Origin of the sequence: Dyadobacter sp. CY356 (assembly GCF_021440195.1) — a bacterium.
Lineage (GTDB): Bacteria > Bacteroidota > Bacteroidia > Cytophagales > Spirosomataceae > Dyadobacter.
This window is the reverse complement of sequence record NZ_JAJTSZ010000001.1, coordinates 148,778-174,242: the sequence shown is the minus strand read 5'-3', so window position 1 is coordinate 174,242 and position 25,465 is coordinate 148,778. Positions and strand designations below refer to the sequence as shown.

Below are 25,465 nucleotides of genomic sequence, written 5' to 3'. Positions count from 1 at the left end.
CCCATTCAAATCTGACTTTACGATAAATCCTGCCTTACACCTTCTTTTAAGATTTATTATTACTCGCTGATCACAAATGATACAGTGGATTGCTGGCCGGCCGAAATGATCTTCGCTACATACAGCCCTGAGGTTAGTTTGGGAAATCCGGCAAGTGAAATCTTTTTGTCATTTTTCGTCTTAAACCGCTGGTTTTGATAAATTATCCGGCCCTTAACATTCAGTATGGTCAAATCAATTTCCCCCGATGAATCATTCCCGGAAACCTGAAAAAAAGTATTGTTTTGCGTTCCCGGATTTGGAACAGTGATTAACGATAATAATTCCTTAAACCCGTTGACGGCAATAATTCTGGAATACTCAAATGTCCCGTCATAATCCAGTTGTTTCAAACGATAATAACTTATGTTTTCATTCGAATTCAGATCGGAAAACGCATAGGATTTTTCCTTCGAAATCGTCCCGCCGCCGTCAACATAACCAACCTTTTCAAAGGTTGCGGCCGCCGTCAGCGATCTTTCAATATCAAATCCTGCATTATTAGTTTCTGACGAAGTTTCCCATGTCAGTCCAGCATGATTTGCATCTATCCGTTCACCTTTGAAAGAAATCAAGGTAACCGGCAAGGGCGTGGCACTACATACGTAATTGCCGCAATCTGCCGCTGTCCGTAAAGTATTACCCTCCCGTTTTGCATATCTGGATTTCGCTCCGTACAAATTATTAAAATAATCAGGAGCTGTACGTGCCCGTATTTCTTCCAGTTTACTCAGTGCCGGCGACTTTTTCAGTTTACGGAAATCCTCCTGCCAGGACGGGATATTAGCCGCCAAACCAGAATATTGTTGTGCAGTCACGCCAAATGATGAGATCGTAAATACCAGGCATAACATTAGATATAGATTGAATTTTACGTGCCTGATCATATCAAAAATTTGCTGTGTTATCTGAAAGTCTCCATACAAAAGTTCCGATTTTGATAGCGCCATAGGCTATTGTGATATTTTCGGTCAATCCTGAGCAATTGGTACAACCGCCATCCTGGCTAGCCCCACCTACGGCATACGAAGTGATAGAAGCACCTTTCAGCTGAATAGTCAGTACAGGCGAGGTCGATCCTGTTGCATATGCTCTGATTTCAACTCCATCAGTAACAGTCCCTTGTGTTGCATATTTCAGAATATCAATACTTGTAACATCATTATTTTTAGACAGAGTATAATCCTGAAAAACAGGAGGACCTGAAGGAGATGGTTTGCTGAATCCGTTTGAAAGGGCGATTATGTAAACCTCGTCAGAATGTCCTTTTACACCTTTTCCCACCGTTATGCCCGGGTAGTACAAATAATAACTCTGCGCCTGGCTCGCGAATGATAAAAAAAGAAGAGCAAATAAAATCGGGTAGAAGTGTTTGGTTTTCATAATGTAAAAGATAGTTACAGATGGTTATGATTAAGATATAAGACTAATGTGAACTCGGATTTGGGTTTTAATTTTGGCATAATAAGTAATAACAAACTGGTTATCTGTTAATTATAATCTTATCAAAATGGGATTCAGTATTATTTTTCAAAAGTTTGACAACATATATCCCCGGACTGAATGAGCTTGTATCAATGGATTTTTGAAGATCTTTTCCATTCCTGCCAAATACTTTTTGCCCAGCTGCATTGTAGATCTCTATGCCGGAAACAGACGACCAGTCAGGCGTTTCGATAGTCAGAATATCAGAAACCGGATTTGGAAAAATTCTGGCTGATGCCTCCCTATCAAAATTTAGCGTCCGAATCCGGCTGTAAGCATAAGTCGCATCTCGGTCAACCATTTTAAGACGGAAATAATTGATATTTGCCAAAGGAAAATTATCTGTAAAGTGATATTGCTGAACGGTTTTTGTATCACCATACGCTAAAACGGTTCCCAGCTTTTTCCAGAGCCTGGCATCACTGCTATGCTGTATTTCAAAATAATCACTATTACTTTCTTCGGTAGTAGACCAGCTAATCATCACCGTTTCATTTTCATTTAAAACATCAAATGACGTCAGCGTGACGGGAAGTGGCGTACAAGGCAAAGAAACGCTGAAAATTGCATCAGGACTTTTAAACGTAGCGTCCCGGATATTTATGACAAAATTACGCTTTCCCTGCGCCGGCGCCGCTGAAACGTTAGTATACCGTAGAGCATCCAACAGAAACTCGGCCTGATCAATGGTAAAACTTACTGGTGGCGTAAATGATAATTTATTATAAATAACACCGGAAACCGTATTTACACTTTCTGTCACTGTATAAACCATACCCCCAACCGTGACAAAAGCAGGAGCACCTTCTGTTGCAAAATTCAGGTCGTAAGATGATGTTCCGGCGGTGGCACCATTGATCAGCAGCTTCTCACTGGCTCCATCCAGGATTCCTGAATAGGGATAAGAAATATCCAGTGATAACAATGGCTGACTGGCCGTGGAGATATTCGTTTGTGAAGCCTTTGAAAATGAGAGCTCAATATCACAGGAAGATTCCAGGTTATCAACCCCGATTGCAGTTGTATTCAGGTCAATTGTCGGGGCCGGAAGTGTTACAGATTCAAAAGAAGCACCCTGGGAAAAATCCAGAAAAAACAATGAGATTCCGTCGCCATAGCTTCCTGCAACCAGTGTAAATTTACTTAAATTGTTATTGCTGACAAGAACTCTGGTACGGGGATCGGTGATGGGGTTAAGATTTGCAATCTGGTTTGCCGTAAATACTGTCAGACCAGTTGATCCGTCGTAAGAGGGGGTCACACGTGTGATGTTAGGCGGACTGGAATATAGCTGACTGGAATTAAAACCGGTGAACTTATTATATTGAAAAGATCCGGGAAAGTTGTTACCATCAAGATCATAGGTATTCAACTTCACGTTTTGCAGTGTTACATTGGTACCTGCAAGTGATGTAGTATTGAAAGTCCCGCCAAGAATGAACTGAAACTCGAATACAACATTTCCTCCACCGGTTAAAAAATAAATTTGGGGCGAAAAATAATCCGGAGAATTATTCGCAAATACAGTAGGCGTATTGAGCGATGTCCTGTTTTCGTCAAAGGACTCCCAGGTATCAACATTGGTCAAACGCACCGTTTTGACAATACAATCTATTACAGGACCGCCAGGAATCGTTCTCACGCCTTCATACAGTGTAATGTCGCCTTCCTGTATACCCGTCGAATTGGCCGGGTAATGTTTCACAAGATGGCCGGGAGCTGATTCAAGAAAACTGATCTGACCGTTTGCATTGTCAAAATACAAACTGGAAGTTACCTGCGCCGATGCTGAAAAATACCATGGAAATATGAGCAGTAATGATACTAAACACCTTCCCGCACGTTTTCTGATAATGTAAAGTTGATACATAATCCTTCTGTTTATGTTAAAAGATTCCTGGGTTAAAAATTGTATTCTGGCAATATGAAAATCTGTCCCGAAGAATTTGGAGACTAAAATTCCCGGCTATATTTTAAACTTTCTGTATTTTATTGATTGCGGTCATGTCATAATAAGTGTAGTAGCCATCAATCATTTTATTTTTATCAAAATGGATAATGAAGTTCATTTTCACGGATACGACACCGTTTTCATAGATCATTTTGTTTAAAAAACAGGCGATCACCTGATTGCCGGGCAATACCCCCGATCTGGCATTCTTTTCAATACATATAGGTACATAACTGGCATTCTCGATAGACATGGATCTTATACCAGAAACGGTAATATAATTTTTCCACCAGGCAAGCAAAGCCGTTTTCCCAATCAGTTTTTGCCCGCTTGCTTCATCCCCGTTAGGAAAATAATAAACCACACTATCACTTAACATGGTGCCCCATGTTTCAAAATCAAATTCGGCCATCAGATCCAGCGACTTTTCTGCCAGAATTCCATAGGCAGATGAAGCTTCTGTAATGCTTTCCTTGATTGAACGGTCGCTACTACACGTTATTCCGATAAACATCAGAATAACAATGAAAGTAAAGTCCATAGAAGATCTTTGAATGATCGATTTCATCTTGAATTTTCCGGGAGCTTTGAGAAGGTATACTGATAAAACAAATTTAGCCAACCCGTTTCTGCACGTGTTGGTATATCAGTTCAATTACTTGGCGTATTGATTCGGGATTAGTTTATTTGACCAACTCTTTAGTCTATTTGGTCAAATGCCGGATTGAGGACAATAATTGGTAATTTAATTTTTTAGAAATGAATGCTTACAAACCGAATTTCTTCAAAACAGCTTTATATTCCCGTTCTCCACGAAGACTGATAAAAAGGGAAGATACTTTCATGTCAGTGGACATAATACCGGCGTCAGCCGCTTTCCGTAGATAGTACAAGCTGCGTTTCTTGTCGTGCAGGCCGGCGTAAATTACACATCTGGAAATATAATTTTCAGGAATTTCAGGTAATTGTTTTAAGTAAGAAACGACCTTATCAGTTTGCCCGTCCATGGCCTGGCAATAGACAGTCTGGTATTTAATTGATTTTATTCCGGGATTTTTCTGATTGGCCAGAGCATAACATTTCAGAGCGTCTTTGTATTGTCCTTTGGCAATAAAATAATAGCCTGCACACCAATAATATACCCATGAATCACTGAAAAGAACACGCCCTTCATCCATACTTTTTTTGGCCAGATCAAGTTCTCCGCCATATATATAATTCAAAAGATTACCTCCAAAAATAACATGATGCAGCGGATCAAGCTCCACAGCCTTTGAACTGTAACGGATCGCATCTTTCATTTTGCCGGTACTTCTCAATAACAGGCTGAACCAATAATTGATCTGAGCATCATTCGGATTATATTTCAGTGCGATTTCATATGCCGTTTTTGCCTGCTCCCATTTATATTGATTTCGATAAATATTCGCAAGATTTGCATAGGCAAGTCCATTTTCTGCATCAAGCCTGATGGCGGTCAGAGAATTTTGCTCGGTCATTTTCAGCGCTTTGGCATTATCAATAAATTCGCTTTCGCCCAAAAGATGATATGCCTGTCCTTTGCTCGCATAAGCGGCGGCAAATTCAGGATCCAGTGCGATCGCTTTATTGAGTTTGACAATACTTTCTTCAAGATCAGACTTTTTTCTGGACACAATCAGCTGACTCCCTTTCAGATATTCGTTGTAAGCAGCCGGATTTGTGGTTGGTACTTTGCCAAGTTTCTCCATTGCGGCATCACTCAGTTTTTGATCCAGTTCACTGGCTACTTCTCTGGAAACATTGGTTAAATATTTAAAAACGTCTTTTGTATCCCCGTCATAACTTTTCGTCCAGACCGACCGGTCGTCGCGTGCTCTAACCAACTCAACATTTATCCGGATCTTATTATTTACCTGAAAAACAGAACCCTCAAGAATATAATTAACATCCAGTTCCCTGGCAATCTGCGGGACCAGTTTTTGAGAATTTTTATATTTGTCTGAGGAAGTTGTGGATATAACTTTTAGTTTATGAATCAGCGAAAGCGAACCATGTATCTGCTCCATAATCCCGTCACAAAAGTACGCCGTTTCCGGCGAACCAAGATTTTTGAAAGGCATAACGGCAATAGAATTTCCCGAAAATATTGGGAGACTCCTTACATTTTCAGTTTTTCCAGAGAAAGGTTTCCAAAAGGAAATGATCAGTGCCAGACCTAGAATAAATCCGATAACCGGATAAAAATATTTATGAGGATATCTTTTGTTATTCTTTTGTTCAATAACCGGAGGTAATGCAGAATCCGGGATTTCATCAACCGTTTTCTCTGCTACATTATTTTTCCCTTCCAGAATCAATTTCCGGTAAGCAGTTGGCGATTGCCCGAACTCCTGGGTAAAATATTTACTGAAATTTTGTGGACTGTCTATTCCCAGATAATAGGCAATTTCAGACGTTTTCATTTCCGAACTTTCCAGTAATTCTCGTGCTTTGATCAACTTTCTATGCCGGATATACAGGGAAGTCGAAAGCTGGGTTTGCTCCTTTATATACCGGTATAATTGGGACCGGCTTGTACCAAGTTCCAGGCAAATTTCATCGATTCCAAAGTCAGACTTATTAAAATTTCTTTCAATAATCTGATTGACTTTGTCCAGCATCACCTTTTCTTTTTCCGAAGCACTCATTGACCAGGCATGTATTTGGAAATTTCAAAACTGTCGGCCATAAACTGATCAGTAATAAAATTTCTATTTTTTATGCAAAATAATTTAAATTCTGCACTCTCCTGACTGCAACTATTTAAATTTTAAACTAATCTTATTGAACGTATTTTCATAGAAAATTGGGGCATAAAAAAAAGCCCCGGAATTTCCGAAGCTGTTTCTAAACCCTCCTCTATCCAAACCTTTTCAGGTATGGATAATCTATGTACGATACAAATCAGAATTTGGATTTGACTTATGAAAATAAAATTAAAATAATGATGACTTCACTGAATCAAAAGCCGGCTATACCTTCGAAACCTTAATATGAAAAAACTGAGAAGCTCTTCTTTATCCTGATCATAAAACATCTTCTCTTCCTCAGCTCCAATTAAAGAAAATGATTGTTTATTTTCTGGCTCCTGAATAAAATGAAAATCAATAATTACTTTAAAATCTGTATCCGTTTGCTCATCGAAAAGCAATTGCTCACGCCGGATGTCGTCAATGTGAATACCAATTTCATTATATTTTTTTTGATCAAATGCTGAATAAAATCGTTCGTAAAAAGCTTCAATGGCCTGCGTAAAATCTCCGTTCAATGCACGTTCAGACCGGAAAATATCTGAACGAAAAAAGCTTTGCAGTTCTTCGGGAGTTGGTTTATTCATGAAAATATTTCACCTCAACATTTATAAATCGATCATAAATTTATCTACGTTGATTGAATATGCAAGTTTTTTATACTTTACATTATCCAAAGTCATATGGATATTTTAAATAAATCAGCAACAAAGGCACGATCAGAAATGGTATTTCAACCAATGCCGGCTTAATTTCATTGACATTTAAAAACATCGCCATCAGAAATACGATCACAAAAGCATTCAGTAAATTTCCTATGAAAAATGTTTGGGGAGCCAGAATAAGAAGACCGCCCAAAATGCTCAGAACTCCAATAATTTTTATGGTAACCGGACTAACATTCAACTTATTAAACAAATCTACTTCGGGACCTGTATCACCTGGTTTGATATGAAGTGCCTGCCAGCCATGTTTGAAACCCATGTAAGCTGTGAACACAATTAGTGCTCCGCTGATTAATTTGATGATCATGTCCATTTCGTTTTTGGTTTCACAAAAATATACATTGCACAGATGCCGATGCTTGCCAAAAACAATCCAAAACTTATAAAATTCAAATTAAAAGTGACCAAATAGCAGTTTGCATGCTATACTTCTTAATCAATCAACAACAGTTTAACAGCGTTTGACGAAAGTTTTATCACAAATTCACCAGAGATGTTGAAAGTTGATTATATTTAATAAAATATTTTAAAATATCCCCTGAACCAAATTTTATATATGAAACAAACCTTTTTGCTTCTCACTTCTATTTATTTAACCTTTTCTCAAACCATTCTTCCGGTCGCCGCAAAGGAGGTTGAAAGATTTGTTGTTGAAGAAAAATCAGCTTCTGACGCACAGCAAAAACCACTTCCCCGTATAGGTATTGTTGGTTTGGCCATTGAATCCAGTACTTTTTCTCCTGCACGTACGAATGAAGAGGCCTTTCATCCAAAACGTGGCGATCAGATTTTTACATCGTATCCTTTTTTCTCGCCTGATTCTGTACTTCGTAAAAGTGCCAACTGGCTTCCTGCATTCATGGGCCGTTCTTTACCGGGTGGCACGGTTACAAAAGAAGCGTATGAGTCGATGGTAAAACAATCACTTGATCTGCTTAGAAAAAATCTTCCATATGATGCCATTTTCTATGACATTCATGGCGCTATGAGCGTGGTGGGCATGGACGATCCGGAAGGTGATTTTCTGATCCGGATCCGCGAAGTGGTTGGCAAAAAACCTTTCATTTCAACCTCAATGGATTTGCACGGAAATGTTTCCTGGCGTCTGGCACAAAACACCGACCTGATCACCTGCTACCGGATGGCCCCTCATGAAGATGCGATGGCGACCAAGAGGCGTGCAGTTGCCAATATGCTGTCCCGCCTGGAAAGTGGCAAAGGAAAACCTGCTTACAAGGCCTGGATTCCAATCCCGATATTATTGCCGGGAGAGCAAACCAGCACGCGGATTGAGCCGGGAAAAACTTTATATGCGGCAGTTTCACCAGCTTCTTTGCAACCAGGGATCATTGATGCGGCAATCTGGATCGGATATGCATGGGCGGATGAGCCTCGTAACCATGCGGTTGTGATGGTGACGGGCGATGACAAGGACAAAGTGACAAAAACCGCAGAGCAGCTTGCAGGAAATTTTTGGAATGTACGTTCTCAGTTTGATTTCGTGGCACCTACTGCCACGTTGGATGAAGCACTTAACAAAGCTGTAAAAAGTCAGAAACACCCGTTTTTTATCAGTGATTCAGGCGATAATCCTACCGCGGGTGGGGCCGGTGATGTAACGTGGACACTAACCGAAATCCTGAAACGTCCAGAGTTCAAATCAGAAAACGGACCTTCGCTTATCTATGCCTCAATTCCGGGGCCTGCCGTTATTGAGGCCGCTGTGAAAGCTGGTGTAGGTGGAAAAATTGATGCCCTGGCCGGTGCGGCTGTTGATGCCCGTTTTGCTCCTCCGGTAAGGCTCGTGGGAACGGTTGAATCTATTGAGCATGGCGATTTAAATGCTGAGACCGAAGTCGTGATAAAGGTGGGAAGTGTGCATGTGATTGTTACCAAAAAACGTAAACCGTATCACAAAGAAGCAGATTTTACCAGACTTGGACTGAATCCGCGCAAATCGGACATTGTTGTTGTCAAGATCGGGTATCTTGAACCTGAACTTTACAATATGCGCGCTGACTGGCTGCTGGCACTGACACCGGGTGGTGTTGACCAGGATTTAAAAAGACTTGGTTATAAGAGAATCCAGCACCCGATGTATCCTTTGGACAAAGACATGAAAGATCCTGATTTGAGAGCAAAACTGGTTCCTTCTTCCGAAAAATAACTACAAAGGAGCTGCTATTTTAATGTAGCAGCTCCTTTATAAACAATGCCCGGATTTATAATCCTTCTGTATACTTCTTAAAATTGTTCAGTATCGCCTGCCAGCCCGCCTTTTGCATCTCAACAGGATTCTGATTTTCTGCATTGAAAGTTTCTGTAACCAATGTCTGATCTCCCTTTTCTTCAAATTCTATTTTAACTTTTCTCTCATCACCGAGCGTGTAAGAAATCAGTTTGTGATCCGTTACCTCATCATATACCCCTTCAAAGTCAAATCCAAAACTGCCGTCTCTGGCTTCCATTCGTGAAGAAAACTTTCCACCCGGACGCAGATCATTTTCTGCTTTGGGCGTAAACCAGTCGTCAGATGCATTGTTCCAATGTATGATATGCTCAGGTTTGGTCCAGGTTTCCCAGACTTTTTCAATAGGAGCTTCTATTGTAGCTTCGACGGTTATTGTTTCAAATGCCATTTCAATATTATTTAGCTGTGTATTTTGATTAACCTAAACTGCACATTTTATTTATTTAATCAAAAACAGATCGCTTAATTTTTTGTGCACTCTGTTTTCATAAATGTCTGATAACTATTTGGTCGAATGTTATTTTGACCAAACCGGAAGCGCCTATAGATTTCAAACAATCTGTGATTTAGTTCTTGTATACTGCGTTTATTTCCTCTAATTTCACATACAAATGTTACCTTACACTCAACGTTATGAAATTCGTTAAATATTATCCTGCCATAATTTTGGCATTAATGCTAAGTTCTGTGGCTTGTGAAAAAGGAAGTACGCTTCCCAACGGCCAAAAAGGAGAGCCGGATGGCCCGGCCATCGATAGCAGACTTACCTGTAACTGGCGAACCGGAAGCACTGTTGACAGTACGCTCACCAGTTACACAACAGAGGTAAAACAAGTTGGCGACAGCATGTTTATACTCCGGGCCAGTGGTCTCAAAAAGATTTTCACCGGTTATCTCGGTGCCTGCAATTTCCCAAAAGAAGCCAAAAAAAACGGATTAATCCTGAAAGTCAGCGGTTATGTAGTAACCTATCCAGACATTACGCTGGAAGATATCATTGCCAATCCTTTTGAAATCACCTCGTACCAAATTATTAAATAGTCCCTACTCATTTTTCTTTTGCTATAAGTAATATCTGGTTTCAGATGACCTGATAATTGGATATTACTTTACTTTTTTGAGCCAGGTTAATTACACAAGCAATTTTCGATTCCGGAAGTAAGATTGTTATTACAAATTGAAAAAATGAAAGTAGCATTAGTACTCAAACGTATATACTATAATGTTCGCGTTTAATTAGTAGTAATTGTACAGCAAGAATACCCAAAAACCGGACGTTTTTTAAGCCTTAAAAATTAAATTTTGAAGATCTTAAATTAACCAAAATTATTAATAATAGTTCAAGCTATAAGCATATAAATTCATCGGTATTTTTATATAAAACATCTTTTATAATTCATCCAAAAATTTGGTCATATCTTAATCATAACTTCGACCGCTGTCTTGACGTTATCACCATAAAATGCTTGTAATCAACAAAATAAGAAATTCTACAAGCTGGTAGAATTGTATATACTTTATAGAAAAAAGTTACAAAAATCTATTGCAAATCAAATTTTGTTGTAGTACTTAGATTCGAGCAACAGAAAACACCCCAAAACATCGATTCCGATATCCCTTTGTAGAAGAACTTAGTTTCAGGCATTTAAAGGCTCAAAAAACCCAACGACCATTCGTTATAATTTAAGGATTACGCATTCATTCCCTATCAGTTTATAAGCTTTATCTCACGATCATGAAAAATCTTTTCATTATGTTCATTGTGCTGTTCCAAACAGTACAAGCACAGACCATCACACCTATTTCTTCGCCTGCCAGACTATCTCAAAAAGAAACATTGACACTGGACGGTTTTGCCAAATCTTTAAACGTAGTAAATTTAGAATCCGCTTCACTGAACAGTTTTGTAAAAAGAAATCCATTGCAGGCGAAAAAATTTCAGTTAGCCGTATCAACTAATCTGACACTGGATCTGACCATTCAGCAAAATGAGATCAGAAGCGCTGGTTATAAGGCTTCTATTACCACAGACAATGGCGAAGTAGCAGACTCTTCAACGACAACCATCAACACTTATTCAGGTTACGCAAACAACGACCCAAACCAGTTTGTTCGTCTTTATATAGATAACGACCAGATCAAAGGGATCATAAGCGACGGAAAAAATGGATTTTACGCCATTGAGCCTTTGTCAACGATCACGAGATCAAATCTGCCGGACAATCGGTACGTTGTGTATAATACAAAAGACGTAAAGTCAACAGCTCCCGGATGTGGAATTGAAGAATCTGTGAGCCAGATTGTTTCGAAAGCCCAGAGCAGTGCAAGAGAAGCGGCGACAGTTTCAACACAATGCAGAATTCTGGAAGTGGCTACGGATGCAGATTTTGAATTTTACAAAAACAACAAGGATAACACGAATGCACGTATTTTAAACGATATGAACATTGTGGCCGGAATTTACCTGAGCACTTTTAATATCAAAATCCTGGTTACTTACCAGCATGTGTATGCAACGGCAAACGATCCTTACACTTCTACAAATCCGGCCAAACTTCTTACCGAGTTTACAAGTTACTGGAATAAGAATCACACAGATGTGAAAAGAGATGTGGCACATTTGTTCACTTCCAAATTCCTTGAAGGATTCACGCTTGGTATCGCAAACAAAGGTGTAATTGGCAAAACACCTTCCATGGCTTACTCTTTGACTTACGGCACTACCAATGAATATCTTACCATTGCACACGAAATCGGTCATAATTTCAACGCTTCGCACCCCACTGACGCAGCTTCCGGTTGCAGCGAAAAAGCACCGTCATTAATGTGCAGCAGCCTTGACGACGCACCGATGTTCTCAGAATTTTCCAAATCAGAAATTAACGCCTGGATAGCCGGTAACGAAGGCAGTCTGCTTACTTCGGATTATAATTTTGAAATTCTTGGCGATTCATCTGTTTGTACCACCACAACATTCAGAGCGAACTTATTTGGCACCTCGGTTGCCTGGTCAAGTAGTAATTCTACTTTATTATCCATCAATCCTGCGACAGGCGTTGCCAAAAGAATTGGAACCGAAAATGGCCTTGTTACGATAACCGCTGTCATCGACGTATGTAGTACACCGATCACAGTCACCAAAGAGGTTTATGTAGGTATTCCGGTTATCTCGTTTGCTGCAAACACGCCAAATGCTGATGGTGTAATCACAGCCATTTTGACGGAAGTGCCTTATGCAACTTACAACTGGTATCTGGATGGAAATCTGGCACTGACCGGTATCAGAAATGAAGAAGATATCAACAGCGGAAATTGTGGAACAACTCATTTTATACAGGCTACGGTAAAAAATGCCTGTGGAACCACCCCGATGAGCAACAAAATTTCTTTCAGCTGGCAATGCACGCAATCAGGACTAAGTGTATACCCAAATCCCGCAAGAGATGTAATTAATCTGGATTATAGCAGTAATTCTAATAAAGAGGTGCAGCCAAAACAAATTATTTTATATAACGAGAGATCAGATGTGGTGCGCACTATATTGAACAACAAGACAATGACCGCAAACGTGTCGAACAGCAAAACGCAAGTGGATGTTAGCAGTCTGCCCCGCGGAACCTATTATTTATATGTAATGCCAAATGCCGGATCAAATGAAAAAGCAGAAGTAAAAAGAATTTTGTTACAATAAAAGTAAAAAGGAGACCGGCAGCCTCCTTATTAATCCGGCTAAATACATTTAAATTTCAACTTCCGGAATTGTCCATAACATATATTCGTCGATCTGGTTCCAGGAATATCTGTATATGATGCCTCGTGGCTCTTCGATGAAATCGCTCCCTTCCGCATCTCTGCGGCCAAGGCGCCATTGCGTAGTATTTTTTATTCTAAATTTTAATATTGAACCAGGTTCAGGCAGGTCCTCCTTTGATACGATCTTCACTTTCATAACGCACAATTTTTGTTTTCCTTTTTAAGTTACGACATTTTTAAACAATCCGGGTCTTTAATAAAATCCGGAACCAGTCTCAGCCCTTCATTCTAAATGCATATGCCATCAAAAATGTGAAGAATCAGAAAACAAAAAAGAACTCCGAAAGCTCCGAAGTTCTTGAAGTATTATTTCTACCTAACTCACAATTTGTAAGTTTTGGCAAAAGTAAAACATTTGTAACCAATAGAATAATTAAAAGAGAAAAAACTGCCGGACTTGTCTGTTTTTAAATGTAGCTAATCGTAACTCGCATAAAACCTTGCTGTTTTAATAAATTTATGCAAAAAAGAACCTCAGAAGACCCAAAATTCTTTTTACAAAAACTTATCCAATTGTCGTATCGAATAATTAGATGTTTACCCTGACAACCCATCCGGCCGGATTGCATAAAGCAAAAAAAGGACTTCGAAAATCCCGAAGCCCTTTTAAAAACTACTACTCAACGTTATTGGTAAATATAATCTGAATTTATAAGTATAAAATAATTAACTTATTTAATGGCAAAATGCAAATATGTATACAGCGAGTCACAAAGAATTAAGCCAGGACCTTCCTTTTATCAGGCTATCTTCCTGATTATAACAATTTGCGTACTGCATCACTAAACTGGTTGCAGCACCGGGCATACAAATCCTTATTTCCGGCATTGATTTTCCATATAAAAGAATCAATTTCTCTCAGGTAAACCCTGGCGAAACCCGCATCATTTTCTACAATTGAAATGGTATTATCAATAATATCCGCATACTTTACGGTTTGACAATAAGGTTTTATTTTCCATAATCTCTGCGCCTCAAAACCCTTTCTTAGTTTGCGGTTAAATTTGGGATACGCTTCTTTTGTAAATTTATCTGTAAGATCATTCACACCTCTAAGTATGGTGTCCCGGCCCGATTTGTCATAGCCAAGGTTGATCAAATGTTGATTTAACAAATCCGGGGGGCAAGGTGTATCTTCGAATAAATCATGGCATAAAGCGATTTCAACTTCAAAATGGTTGGTAGCGTAATCACTCACAATGTTGGCGACAGACATAAGATGCGTCCAGTAAGGTTCACCGGTGTATTTACGCTTTTGCTCACCATGCTGCTCCTTCACGAAATCAAATAGCTCCCACTGCTTATCTGATAATTCCATTCAAATCTCCTTTTAATTAATTGATCATTTCAGCCCCGGTATTTCATTCGAAGGATACCGGAACGAACCTGTTTTACAAAATATCAATAATATCAGGATCAGAACTTATCTGGTCATCCAGATATTCCCACGCCCGGATTTCTTCCGCAGCATATGTGATACCACTATCTTCCGGCCCTTCATCACCAATTTTTTCTACAAATGCATGGATAGCAGAATTGTAAATTCCTTCGTGACTAATTCCGGATTGGTCTGTAAAAAGAATAGAAACATGATCGGAGGGCAAATTTGTATTTTCCATAATCTCTGTGTTTTTAATGATAACAGAAATTAACAAAAATCAATCCAGGTTTGAATAGATGCAACCTGTTTAAAATTGAATTGAGCAAAAAATCGATACAAACAATGCAGATTATAAAATCAAAAAAGATACTATGAGAACACAATTTATTACATGCGAAGAATACCAAATACTGCCAAACCGGATCGATATTCAGTTCAATAATGAACCAGATCCGGATCGTTTTGAGGGGATTGTTTTACAAAATGCATTAAGACGAATAAAAGCTTATGAAGCTATTCGTCAGCAAATCCTGTCATCAGATACCAATCATAAATGAGGGATTACCGTTTCGCTAATTCCGAAATAATCACTTTGGCATCCATATTTCCCGGATCAAGAGTCAGAACTTTCTGCGCATATTTCTCTGCACCTTCCTTGTTTTGCATTTTGTAATACAAATCAGCAATCTGTAACGGAGCAGATTTATTCGTAGAATCTTGAGAAAAAGCTTTTTCCAGTTCTGTAATTTTAACCACGGAATTTTTAACAGGAATAAGATCAAAACGGGAAGTGTTGTTTGCAATCGCATAATCCAGGTATGGAATTGCTTCGGCGGGTTTGTCAAGTTTAAGGAAAATGACAAAAAGATATCGCGCTATTTCGAAAGACGGTGTAATACTGAAAGCTTTTTTTAAATTAAAAACCGCACTTTTTTCATCCTTCATTTCCCCACTTAACATAGCCGATTTTAGATAGTACTGTCCGTCTGCGGGATATTCCAGAATTAGTGTTTCAACTGTTTTTCTGGCATTTATCAAATCATGATTTTCAACATAATAATTGTAGGAACGGTCCATAACATCCAGCCAGGAAATTTTCCGGTTCGCCAGTTCATATGCCAATTTCTCCTCAAATGACCTTATTTTGAAAGAATCAGAACGCATTTTACCCGTAAAAGGCCAGCTGTTTTTAAGATTTGCAACTTTGTAGATACCTGTCAAAGAATCAATTTTGGTGATCGGCATTTCCTTTAACAATACATCAAACCTCATTATCTTACCAGTAGTTCTGATGATTTTTTGTTTTTCAATTTCATTAAAAAAAACGTCCGACATCAGTGCATAACCCAATAAATCCGGATGAACATGTTCCAGAATTAATTCGTCTCCAATAATTTTATTTGCCGAATGTGCTTCAAAAAAACTTTTAGTATCTACCAGATGTGTGTTGGGATATTTTGATATCAGTTTTTTCAAAATGCAATTTAATTCCTCAGGTGCCCTGAAACGAAGACCGTCCAGATCTTTTGCTTTGGAAAAATATTGTTTTGCTATATTGAAGTTTTTGGCAGCATAGGACAGTTTTCCCAGATAATAATTACAAGCTGCATTTTCAGAGTAACTTTTATCAGCAGCTTTTAGAAAGTTGTAAGCTGAACCGTAGGCCTTGTCACTAATTGCTTTTAGTCCACGTTTATAATTGAGGGAAAAACCGGGAAACCTGGCACTGTCAACCGGGAAACTTATGAATGGTTTCAGATCTTTTTCATTACATACAAGGTTGCTGATCAAGACCGGTATATGATTATCATTAAACGTTTCCAGCGTTTCATCGATATTATCATGAAATTGTTCAACGCCTCTTTTATACAAATCAGACTGATAAGGGATTTTTTGTTCCGATACCATACGTTGCATACGCGTACCATCTGAATCCCGGTTATTGCTCCCGCCGGCGTTGATAATTTTATCGTACACACTGCTGATCAGCTGAACAATCTTAATGTCCCGAAGTTTGAGTATCAACTTTATCAAAAAACGATTTCCACCAATATTTTCTGTTGAACCTATTCCCAATGCACCGTAATATTCATTATGCCCGGTATAGATCAAAACAGCATCAGGTTCATAATTGATTACTTCCTTCGCAAAACCTGCAACGGTGTAGGAATTAACGGCAGTGAGGGAAATGTTAACGATTTCAAACTTTTGATCCGGATAGGAATGCGTCAGGCGGTATTGAAGCCAGCGGTGAAAAGAGCCATTATGGAAATAAGGATAACCGATCGTAGTAGATTCTCCAAGTACAAAAAATCTTAAAGTGCCTGCTTCCTTCTTTTTTTTAAATGGTTCGACGTTTCCGGTCGTTGCATTTTTCTGATTCGAAAAATATCGTTTTGATGCGTCAGGATTAAGGAAAAGGTAACTTTTGTCCTGCGGATATTCAATAAATAAACTCAGGTCATTACCGTAATGAAAAGTGCGCAAAACAATTTCAACAAGAAATAACAGCAAAAAAGGAAACAGAATACTAATCACCCGAAAGGCGATGATCCGATCAGGCTTCATGGCCGGTTTTCCTGTCAAAACTTGCTTTTTACTCATGATTGAAATTAACCGTATCAACGAAAAAAATTCTCATTCAAGCCAGATTTCCAATGTAAAACCTAATATCTAATTGCCAAAAGCTCATCATCAACAGAAAAAAGTTTAACCATGCCTGCGCACGATTAAACTATTGATCTGTTAAAATGCCGGTTTACAGTTTAGTATCCCGGATTCTGCTGCCATTCCGGATTCCTTACCATTTCGGTATACGGAATGGGCGCTATGTATTTCTGGCTGATATTTGTACCTGTTGGAATTGGGTTTTCAACCGGATTTCTGGCGGCTATAATTTTAGGCAGCATTTGCAGCCTCACAATATCAAACCATCTCACGCCAAATTCCCCGGCAAATTCATAGGCACGCTCATAAACTACGGCATCCCGAAACGCCGTTTGGGAAAGTCCCGTTGCAAGATCCGGCAAACCTGCCCGTTTCCGCACAAGATTGATTGCGGAATAACTATCCGCTGTGGGCGCCGATGCCATGGCGGATGCCTCTGCATAACATAGCAAAACAAGAGGATAACGAATAATATCCGTTGCCTTGTTGGTACTTGGCTGTATGGATAGCAGCTGCGTATCCGTTTCCCGAACCCCGTCACCATTCAAACCCGCTCTGAATTTTTTATAATACGGATGTTGCGCATGTGTTTCTGCCGAACTCCAGGGAACCAGTTTGAATGTGGTTTTATCTTCCTGTCTTAACTTCAACGTAGTGTAAAAAGTCAGATCCGTACGGGTACATTTTGGTGCATTTTCGAAAAAAGCAATTTCAGGATAGACATCATCCCATCCACTGGAACCATCCACTGCCACTTCGTCCAAAGGAATATTACTTGATCCAAAACGACGGTTTGGAAGCCCTCCGCCGATGTTATATTGCAAGGCAAAGATAGATTCGGAACTGTTGTTTGTTGAAAAAACCTTGTCATAAGGCGTATTCAAATTGTAGACATTGGCATCAATCACAGATTTGGCTTCGGAAGCAGCCAGCGCATAATTCTCGACTTTATTAAGCGGCCAGCCGGCCATCGTCAGGTATACATCAGCCAGAAGTGAACTTGCAGCATATTTATTTGGCTTTCCCTGTTCCAGTTGGGTACCTAAAAGCGTTTTCGCCATTTGCAGATCACTCACAACCGCAGCATAAACCTTATCGACTTCATCTCTCGGCGGACGGTCATTTACGTCTATTGTTCCTAAAATAACAGGTACAGGCCCGAAAGTTCTTACCAGATAATAATAACAAAGGCCTCTTAGAAAATAAGCCTGTCCGGCAGAAGCATTTTTCAATTCAGCTGTTGACGTTACTTTATCATAATTAGCGATGACGTTGTTGGCCTGATAAATCGTTTCCCATGGACCCTGCCATTGCGAAACCATACTTTGGTTGGTACTACCGCCCGCCAGTTTGTCAAAATCACGCATATCCTGTTTGTTCAAACCCGGATCTGTGGTGTAATCATCTGAACCAAAATACGACGTTTCTTTGCTTGTAAAGCCCCAGCCACCATCTCTGGCCAGCCGGATATACATAGCAGTAACCGAGGCATCCAGATCACTTTGCGTTTTGAAATAAGTGACTGGTGTTAAAGTGCCTTTCGGATCTTCGGTGAGCGACTGGCACCCGGCGAAAATCATCATGGAAAGGACCACTGTCAATATGGAATATGTTGTCTTCATTTTATATTCTTTAATAAAATTTAGAATAATTGGTTTACCGCAAGGTTTGAATTATAGTCCCAGCCGAACGCCAACGGTGTAAGTTCTTGGATTTGGAATAACCCCGAATTCCTGTCCCTGCGAAATGGCATCGTTTCCGTTTTCAACTTCCGGATCATAACCTTTGTAAGGCGTGATCATGAAAAGATTTTGTCCGCTGACATATACTTCCAGACTTCTCACTCTGATTTTGCTAAGCAAATCTGTTGGAATGCGGTAGGAAAGTGCTACGTTTTTCAGTTTGATATAACTTGCGTTATATACATAACGACTGCTCAAATTATAGTTTTTCCCGGTGTTGCTCCAGGCCGGATTGTTGGTTTCATGCTCCGGCGACCATAGATTTTCAGGAACAGCTTCCACTGTTGTTGCGTTTTTCATGTCACCCAGTCCACCCCACAAATAAGCTTGTGTCTGGGAGAATTTCTGGTTTCCCTGCGTTCCCTGGAACATGAAACTTAAAGTGAAAGCTTTGTAAGAAACGTCGTTAATAAATCCGAAACTGTATTTTGGCGTACCATTTCCAATCGGCACATAATCCGCGGATGTATATGCTTTATCCCCATTCACATCCCTGTATTTTGCATCGCCTGGTTTCATACCAAATTCTGCGGCCTGCGCGGCTTCATTTGATTTCCATGTTCCCTGAAAATCGAACCCGTAAAATTCGCCCAGCGGCATACCCACCTTCAAAATTCCCTGGTTAGTAACTCCGCCGGTAATTACGTTATCAAGTCCGCCAAGGTCAAGCACTTTGTTGCGGTTGAAAGCGATTGTGAAATTGGTATTCCAACGCAGATTTTCAGTTACCACCGGCGTGCCACCCAAAGCAAATTCCAGACCTTTGTTGGAAACGCTGCCGATGTTACGGCTGTAAGTACCACCACCCAGATAAAACGGAGCCTGATAATTATACAAAAGATCGTTGATCGTATTCTTGTAAGCATCTGCCGTAAAAGTCAGTCTGCCGTTCAGGAATGCCGCATCGATACCAACATCATATGATGTTTTTACTTCCCATTTTAATGAAGGAGAAACCGGCGAACCGAGTGGTGTTGCCACGCTTGGCGTACTTCCGTCGAAGTAATAAGAAGGCTGAGATCCACCCGTAGAAATTACCGGAATGGTTGAATATGCCGCCACTGCCTGGTTTCCGGTTTGTCCATAAGAAGCTCTCACTTTCAGATTACTAACAATTCTTGAATCTTTCAAAAAATCCTCATTAGCAATATTCCAGCTTACACCAACAGATGGGAAGGAGCTGTATTTATCTGTCAGGTGAGATGAGCCATCGGTACGGATACTGGCCGTTACGAAATATTTTTCTTTGAAGGAATAATTAACACGCCCCATGTAAGACCGCAAAACGTCAGCTGAATAAGTTGAAGAAGTTTGCTGTGTTCCACCCAGACTTAAATTGTAATAACCCAGGGCATAAGTTGACAGGTTTTTTGCCAAAGCCTGGACTTCAGTATTTTGTCCCGACATTACTTCATACAAACCGGTCACAGTAAGTGAGTGATCGCCGAATTTCTTTTTGTACGTCAGAAAGTTACTGCTCAGAAAACTGTGAGATCTGTTCGCATTCACCTGTGCATAATCCGATTTGGAGTCATAAGCGCCCGTTCCCGGCCCGAAAACCTGCTGGCCAAAACCTGAACCAAGAGAGTAGACATTGGTGGAAGTAAAAGTCAGATCGTTTAAAATTCTATACGTAAATGTTCCCGTTCCTGAAACATTGGTGCTCGTGTTGTCAACCCTTTGGTTATTGGCCTGCGCTATCGGATTGAACTGAATCGAAGCATAAGATGAATGGGAAATATAATTTCCGGTAACCGGGTCACGGATGGGCGATGTCGGGTCCCACTCCACCGCCTGATTGAAAGGATCACCCAAACCACCGCCGTAACTGTTATTATGATTTTGAGGAATTGTCGCTGCTACAATAAATTTTATATTCATCCTGTCATTAACCCGCGCATCAATATTAGACCGGAAAGAGGCCCTTTTGTAAGATTGATTCAAAATCACACCGGGCTGATCAAGATATCCCAAAGAAAAACGATATCTGACCGCATCTGAACCGCCGGATACATCCAGCTGATAATTTTTGACAAAAGGTTTTGTGTGTAATTCGTCCTGCCAATCGGTACCGCCATTTTGTTTAAAAGCCTGAAGTTGCGTTTCATTAAATGCCGCTGTACTTCCGGTCGAAACAAATTGAGCATTTACTGAACGGGCAAAATCATAGGCATTCATCAATTTAAGTTTTCTTGGAATGGATGCCTGCTGAACCCACGATTCCAGATTGATCTGCATTTTTCCTGATTTCCCGGACTTTGTCGTGATCATTACAACGCCATTAGAACCTCTCGAACCATAAATAGCCGTGGAAGCCGCATCTTTCAAAATTTCGATCGATTCAACATCATTGACATTCACATCGGAACCTGAACCAATATTTCCGTCAATAACATAAAGTGGCTCATTGCTTCCTGTGATCGAATTGGCTCCACGGATTTTCACACGAAGTCCTTGTCCCGGCTGACCGTTCTGGCTCACGACCATCACACCGGCCGTTGTTCCCTGCAATGCCTGTTCCAATCTTGAAAGCGGACGTTTAGCAATTTCTTTGGCAGAAACAGTACTCGTCGCGCCGGTTACTTCACTTTTGCGTTGTTCCCCATAACCTACCACAACGATCTCATCCAGACCGCGTTCGCTCACTTTTAGGTTCACATCGACAGAAGTTTTGCTGCCAACGACCACTTCCTGACTTTCATATCCGACAAAACTGAAAATCAAAACAGCGCTGGATGCCTGGGCATCCGGTATGTCAAGCTGATATTCACCGCCGGCATCTGTCGTTGTTCCGGTTTGTGTACCCTTGATAACGATACTAACGCCCGGCAGACCGACGTTTTTCTCGTCAGTAACTTTACCTTTTATTCCGATTAATTTGTTTTCTGAAGCCTGGTCCGAAGGCTGATTTTCAGTTGAACCGGATTCCGGCTCATTTCCGGGCACCTGCGTATGTTTCATCGACTGTTTCAATTCCTTAATAGCATTCGAATCAGCATCTTTTGGAAAGATTGCGTAAATTTTTCCGTGTTTTTTATATTCCAGTCCATTGGCTTTCAAGACCCGGTCGAGCGTGGCATCCACATCTTCTCCCGCTTTCAAAGGATACTGAACCTGCATCGATTTGATTTTTTCATTTTGATACATGAAATAAATCGAATGCTTCTTTTCCAGATCTTTCAAAACCTGATCCAGACTTCTGTAAGTCGTTTGAGAAACAGGCGGTTTTTGAGGCACCTGTCCGCGGGCAAATATCTGGGCATCAGCAATGGAATGACAAAAACAGGTCAGTCCCATTATGAGTAGACTAATTTTTTTCATGGGATTCAATTAAGGTTTTAGTGAAAATTTTTGATTTAGTTTAGTACTATCGCGTCCTGATGATTAATTGGTTTTCATAGTGCAGAATTGTTATGGGTAAAATACTTTCAAGCGAGCTGAGCAAATCATCCATATTGTCGGTAGGGACTATTCCGCAAATTTTTTTGCGTCGCAGAGAATCCTCCTCAATGGTAACGGTTACGCCATACGTTTCTCTGATCAGTGAAGATATTTCTTCCAGGGACGTATCATTTAAAGTCCATCGGTTATTTTTCCAGGAGAAAACCGGTGAAGCATCTTTCAAATGCCGGACTAAAAGTTTTTTATTGTTTTGGGAAAAATCTACCAGATCACCGGGCTTCATACGGATTTCATTTTTCTTTTCGATGCCCCACAAATGAAGATTGATACTACCTTCACTCAATACCACCTGAGTCTGGTTTTTTCTGGTATTGACATTGAATTCGGTACCTTTTACTTCAACATCGAGATCAGGCGTGTGTACGACAAATTTTACTGGAACGCCACTTCTTTTCAATTTATTCACACTAAAAAAAGCTTCACCTTCTATCCAGACTTCCCGCTCTTTGGCCATGCCCCAGCGGTTTGAGATGCGCAATCTGGAATTAGCGTTAAGTGTTACCAGCGAACCGTCGGGTAATGACAATCTTCTGGATTCACCGAATGCAGTGCGGTAAGTATGGTTTTGAACACGTTTGTAAAAATATCCGGCAAAGGCCAGGCATAAAATGGTGATAGCAGCAGCCAGTTTCATCCAGAACCGGATATTCTGAAAATCTTTGACTTTGGTTTGCTTTCCATTTTGAATTCCTTCCCAGATTTTGTCGATAGTTAATTGTGAGGGAGAAATCTCGTCGTCGCAAGTTGCTACCAAAACTAACTGTCTTGCAATTTCTATTTCCTTATTCTTGCCGGGGAAATCATTCAACCAGTCACGCCAGAAAATTTCAGATTCCGGCGTGGGTTCCAGGACCCACCGGCAGAAAAATTCATCCAGCGCAAAATCCTCCGGTTCAAATAACAAATAATTCATAGAAAATCTTGATTCTCTTATCCATCCATCAAATGGGAGATTTTGAAACAGATTACCCCAAGAATTAAATTTTTTTTTGAAATATTTAAATTATATCAAAAGCGGTTCTCATTTACATAAACAAATCAGCGTAATGACTAAAATAATTTCGGTGTAATCGGAAAGTATTTCGCGCAAACCCTTCATGGATTTTTGAAGGGTATTATGCACCGACTGGATAGAAATATTCATGATATCAGCAATTTGCTGGTGATTGAATTCATTGAAAAAACGTAGATTAACAACCTCCTGCTGGCGTGGTGGTAATTTCAGCAGAGCTCTGCCCAGCATTTTTTTTCTGGTGTTTTCACTTTCGGCAGCAATTAGCTGATTCTCCGCAGAACCTGAAAAGAACTTTTGATCCATAACTTCAACACCACAATCCGTAGTTTTTCTGGCTAACGGGTTTTGCGTAATTTTTCTTCGAAGGACACGAAACAAATAAAATTTGACAGAATCAGTATCTGACAGCCGCTGACGACTATTCCAAAGTTCGATAAACATATCCTGGATGGCATCTTCTACCAACTCAGAATCGACAGTAAGCTTATGTCCATATTTGTACAATACTTCGATGTAAGACTGATACAACAGGGAAAAAGCGTGATCATCTCCACTTCGAAAGCTTCTCCACAAGTCTGCGTCATTCATATGATTTTGCCAAAAGGGTTAATAATTAACGCTGGCAAACATAGATTGACGGCCTTAAGAAAATCTTAATAAACGATTAACAACGGTGTTTTTTGAATAATTTTTTTAACAATTTCAATAAAATTTGAAATTAATGACAACATTGAACAATGATCCCCGGCATTCATCATAACCGGATATTTTTAAATTAAGGTTTCAACAAAGTTCCGTCACTTTTCCTGACTGTCCACCTGGATTTAGAGCTAATCGGATATTTTGCTGCTTCTTTTTCGTTTATATCAATACCAAGTCCGGGTGTTTCATTGACATAATAGTACCCATTCTTAATTGTCGGGCAGCCCGGAAAAACTTCCTGCACCTTTTCGCTAAACTTCTGAGATTCCTGAATTCCGAAGTTCCAGATCGCGATATCAATATTATTATTGGCAGCATGGCCAACCGGAGAAGTATCTCCCGGACCGTGCCAGGCCGTTTTTACATTAAACCATTCGCCCAAACGCGCCACTTTCATAGCCGGTGTAATTCCGCCTAGCTGAGAAACGTGGCAGCGGATATAATCAAACAACTGATGCGCCATCGGTTCGCGGAATTCGTTGATGTTGTTAAACAATTCCCCCATCGCGATCGGTACCGTAGTGCTTTGGCGAAGCTGCCTGAACCAGCCCATATTTTCAGGAGAAAACGGATCTTCAACAAAATAAGGACGGTATTCTTCCAGACCTTTGATCATATTGATGGCATCCATGGGCTCTACCAACTCGTGCATATCATGTAACAATTCGATATCCTCACCACATCTTTTTCTTACAATATCAAACATTTTTGGTACGCGTTTCAGGTAAGTACGCTGATCACTGAAATCGTCTGTTGAACGGCCGAAACCGGCTGTTTTGAAATCCGGTTTAATTTCGTCTATCGCCCCTACCCCGCCGTAACCGCCTTGCTGAATCCGGATATGACGGAAACCTTCGGACATATACTGCTGCACTTTATCAGCAACCGCTTCCGGCGTCGGGCCGCTCGCATGTGTATAAGTTTCGACAGCAATGCGCGCTTTTCCACCCAAAAGCTGGTGAACCGGCATTTTGGCGCGTTTTCCTTTTATGTCCCACAATGCCTGATCAAGGCCGGAAAGCGCGTTATTAAGCACTGGGCCATTCCGCCAGTAAGAACTTACGTAAGTCGATTGCCACATATCTTCAATGTTGTCAACATCCTTTCCCACGCAAAATTCATTAAGGTAAACATTGATCGCAGGTATTACCACCAGCGCTCTCTGTGTAAAGGTGGCACAGCCTAAACCATACAAACCAGGCTCGGAAGTTTCCACTTTTACGATAACCAGATTGGAGCCTCCCGGTGCCGTAGTAATTGCTCTTACACTTTTTATTGTTACCGGTGCCATTGCTTTTGCATAAGCTGGTGTCTCATATTTTTCAGCACGTGCAGCCGGACTTTCAAACAATGAAAACAGGCCGGCTGTTGAACCGGCAGCTAATAATTTCAGCGCTTTACGGCGGCTGTCATCACTATTTTTTTCTGATCTAAACATCTCTTTAAAGGATTATAGGTTTA

At 40.3% G+C, this 25,465-nt stretch carries 21 protein-coding genes; 4 read left to right on the top strand and 17 right to left on the bottom strand.

The window, feature by feature from the left end; all coding sequences use genetic code 11:
- Positions 1–59: 59 nt before the first annotated feature.
- From LXL81_RS00730 to LXL81_RS00700, 7 genes are all read right to left on the bottom strand, one after another.
- Entirely contained in the window at positions 60–893 is an 834-nt protein-coding gene (locus tag LXL81_RS00730) for a T9SS type A sorting domain-containing protein (protein ID WP_234644791.1), read from the bottom strand.
- 34 nt (positions 894–927) lie between these two features.
- Positions 928–1,422, bottom strand: a complete 495-nt coding sequence (locus LXL81_RS00725; RefSeq protein ID WP_234644790.1) for a type VI secretion system tube protein Hcp — start codon at positions 1,420–1,422, stop codon at positions 928–930.
- Positions 1,423–1,522: 100 nt separating this feature from the next.
- Positions 1,523–3,394: a T9SS type A sorting domain-containing protein gene (locus LXL81_RS00720; protein ID WP_234644789.1), complete on the bottom strand. Its 1,872-nt coding sequence runs from the start codon at positions 3,392–3,394 to the stop codon at positions 1,523–1,525.
- A gap of 103 nt (positions 3,395–3,497) precedes the next feature.
- Positions 3,498–4,043, bottom strand: a complete 546-nt coding sequence (locus LXL81_RS00715; protein WP_234644788.1) for a hypothetical protein — start codon at positions 4,041–4,043, stop codon at positions 3,498–3,500.
- Between the two features lie 199 nt (positions 4,044–4,242).
- Positions 4,243–6,144, bottom strand: coding sequence for a helix-turn-helix domain-containing protein (locus tag LXL81_RS00710; protein WP_234644787.1), 1,902 nt, complete (start codon positions 6,142–6,144; stop codon positions 4,243–4,245).
- Between the two features lie 305 nt (positions 6,145–6,449).
- On the bottom strand, positions 6,450–6,833 hold the full coding sequence (locus LXL81_RS00705) for a hypothetical protein (protein ID WP_234644786.1): 384 nt from the start codon (positions 6,831–6,833) through the stop codon (positions 6,450–6,452).
- 82 nt (positions 6,834–6,915) lie between these two features.
- A complete protein-coding gene (locus LXL81_RS00700) occupies positions 6,916–7,278 on the bottom strand; it encodes a hypothetical protein (RefSeq protein WP_234644785.1) in 363 nt (120 codons plus the stop codon).
- A 249-nt stretch (positions 7,279–7,527) separates the two neighbouring features.
- On the opposite strand from LXL81_RS00700, the gene LXL81_RS00695 reads away from it, so the two are divergent.
- Positions 7,528–9,138 carry a M81 family metallopeptidase gene (locus LXL81_RS00695; protein ID WP_234644784.1) on the top strand — a complete coding sequence of 537 codons (1,611 nt, stop codon included), beginning with the start codon at positions 7,528–7,530 and terminating at the stop codon, positions 9,136–9,138.
- 55 nt (positions 9,139–9,193) lie between these two features.
- Here LXL81_RS00695 and LXL81_RS00690 read toward each other — a convergent pair whose 3' ends face one another.
- Positions 9,194–9,610: an SRPBCC family protein gene (locus LXL81_RS00690; RefSeq protein ID WP_234644783.1), complete on the bottom strand. Its 417-nt coding sequence runs from the start codon at positions 9,608–9,610 to the stop codon at positions 9,194–9,196.
- A 245-nt stretch (positions 9,611–9,855) separates the two neighbouring features.
- Here LXL81_RS00690 and LXL81_RS00685 point away from each other — a divergent pair, with 245 nt between their 5' ends.
- Together LXL81_RS00685 and LXL81_RS00680 are read left to right on the top strand one after the other, a co-directional pair.
- Complete coding sequence (locus LXL81_RS00685) at positions 9,856–10,263, top strand: hypothetical protein (RefSeq protein ID WP_234644782.1); 408 nt, start codon at positions 9,856–9,858, stop codon at positions 10,261–10,263.
- 694 nt (positions 10,264–10,957) lie between these two features.
- Positions 10,958–12,913 (top strand): M12 family metallo-peptidase, encoded by a 1,956-nt coding sequence (locus tag LXL81_RS00680; protein WP_234644781.1) that lies wholly within the window; start codon positions 10,958–10,960, stop codon positions 12,911–12,913.
- Positions 12,914–12,961: 48 nt separating this feature from the next.
- On the opposite strand, the gene LXL81_RS00675 is transcribed toward LXL81_RS00680, so the two are convergent.
- From LXL81_RS00675 to LXL81_RS00665, 3 genes are all read right to left on the bottom strand, one after another.
- On the bottom strand, positions 12,962–13,171 hold the full coding sequence (locus tag LXL81_RS00675) for a hypothetical protein (protein WP_234644780.1): 210 nt from the start codon (positions 13,169–13,171) through the stop codon (positions 12,962–12,964).
- Between the two features lie 621 nt (positions 13,172–13,792).
- Positions 13,793–14,353: an HD domain-containing protein gene (locus tag LXL81_RS00670; RefSeq protein WP_234644779.1), complete on the bottom strand. Its 561-nt coding sequence runs from the start codon at positions 14,351–14,353 to the stop codon at positions 13,793–13,795.
- 73 nt (positions 14,354–14,426) lie between these two features.
- On the bottom strand, positions 14,427–14,654 hold the full coding sequence (locus LXL81_RS00665; RefSeq protein WP_234644778.1) for a hypothetical protein: 228 nt from the start codon (positions 14,652–14,654) through the stop codon (positions 14,427–14,429).
- Between the two features lie 133 nt (positions 14,655–14,787).
- On the opposite strand from LXL81_RS00665, the gene LXL81_RS00660 reads away from it, so the two are divergent.
- Positions 14,788–14,973: a hypothetical protein gene (locus tag LXL81_RS00660; RefSeq protein WP_234644777.1), complete on the top strand. Its 186-nt coding sequence runs from the start codon at positions 14,788–14,790 to the stop codon at positions 14,971–14,973.
- 4 nt (positions 14,974–14,977) lie between these two features.
- Here LXL81_RS00660 and LXL81_RS00655 read toward each other — a convergent pair whose 3' ends face one another.
- The 6 genes from LXL81_RS00655 to LXL81_RS00630 all read right to left on the bottom strand — a co-directional run bounded on the left by LXL81_RS00655 (position 14,978) and on the right by LXL81_RS00630 (position 25,442).
- Entirely contained in the window at positions 14,978–17,020 is a 2,043-nt protein-coding gene (locus LXL81_RS00655) for a hypothetical protein (RefSeq protein WP_234644776.1), read from the bottom strand.
- A 161-nt stretch (positions 17,021–17,181) separates the two neighbouring features.
- Positions 17,182–18,705 carry a RagB/SusD family nutrient uptake outer membrane protein gene (locus LXL81_RS00650; protein WP_234644775.1) on the bottom strand — a complete coding sequence of 508 codons (1,524 nt, stop codon included), beginning with the start codon at positions 18,703–18,705 and terminating at the stop codon, positions 17,182–17,184.
- Positions 18,706–18,756: 51 nt separating this feature from the next.
- Complete coding sequence (locus tag LXL81_RS00645; RefSeq protein WP_234644774.1) at positions 18,757–22,146, bottom strand: TonB-dependent receptor; 3,390 nt, start codon at positions 22,144–22,146, stop codon at positions 18,757–18,759.
- Between the two features lie 46 nt (positions 22,147–22,192).
- Positions 22,193–23,200, bottom strand: coding sequence for a FecR family protein (locus LXL81_RS00640; RefSeq protein WP_234644773.1), 1,008 nt, complete (start codon positions 23,198–23,200; stop codon positions 22,193–22,195).
- Between the two features lie 108 nt (positions 23,201–23,308).
- Positions 23,309–23,890, bottom strand: a complete 582-nt coding sequence (locus LXL81_RS00635) for an RNA polymerase sigma factor (protein WP_234644772.1) — start codon at positions 23,888–23,890, stop codon at positions 23,309–23,311.
- 187 nt (positions 23,891–24,077) lie between these two features.
- Positions 24,078–25,442 (bottom strand): enolase C-terminal domain-like protein, encoded by a 1,365-nt coding sequence (locus tag LXL81_RS00630; RefSeq protein WP_234644771.1) that lies wholly within the window; start codon positions 25,440–25,442, stop codon positions 24,078–24,080.
- Between the last annotated feature and the right edge of the window lie 23 nt (positions 25,443–25,465).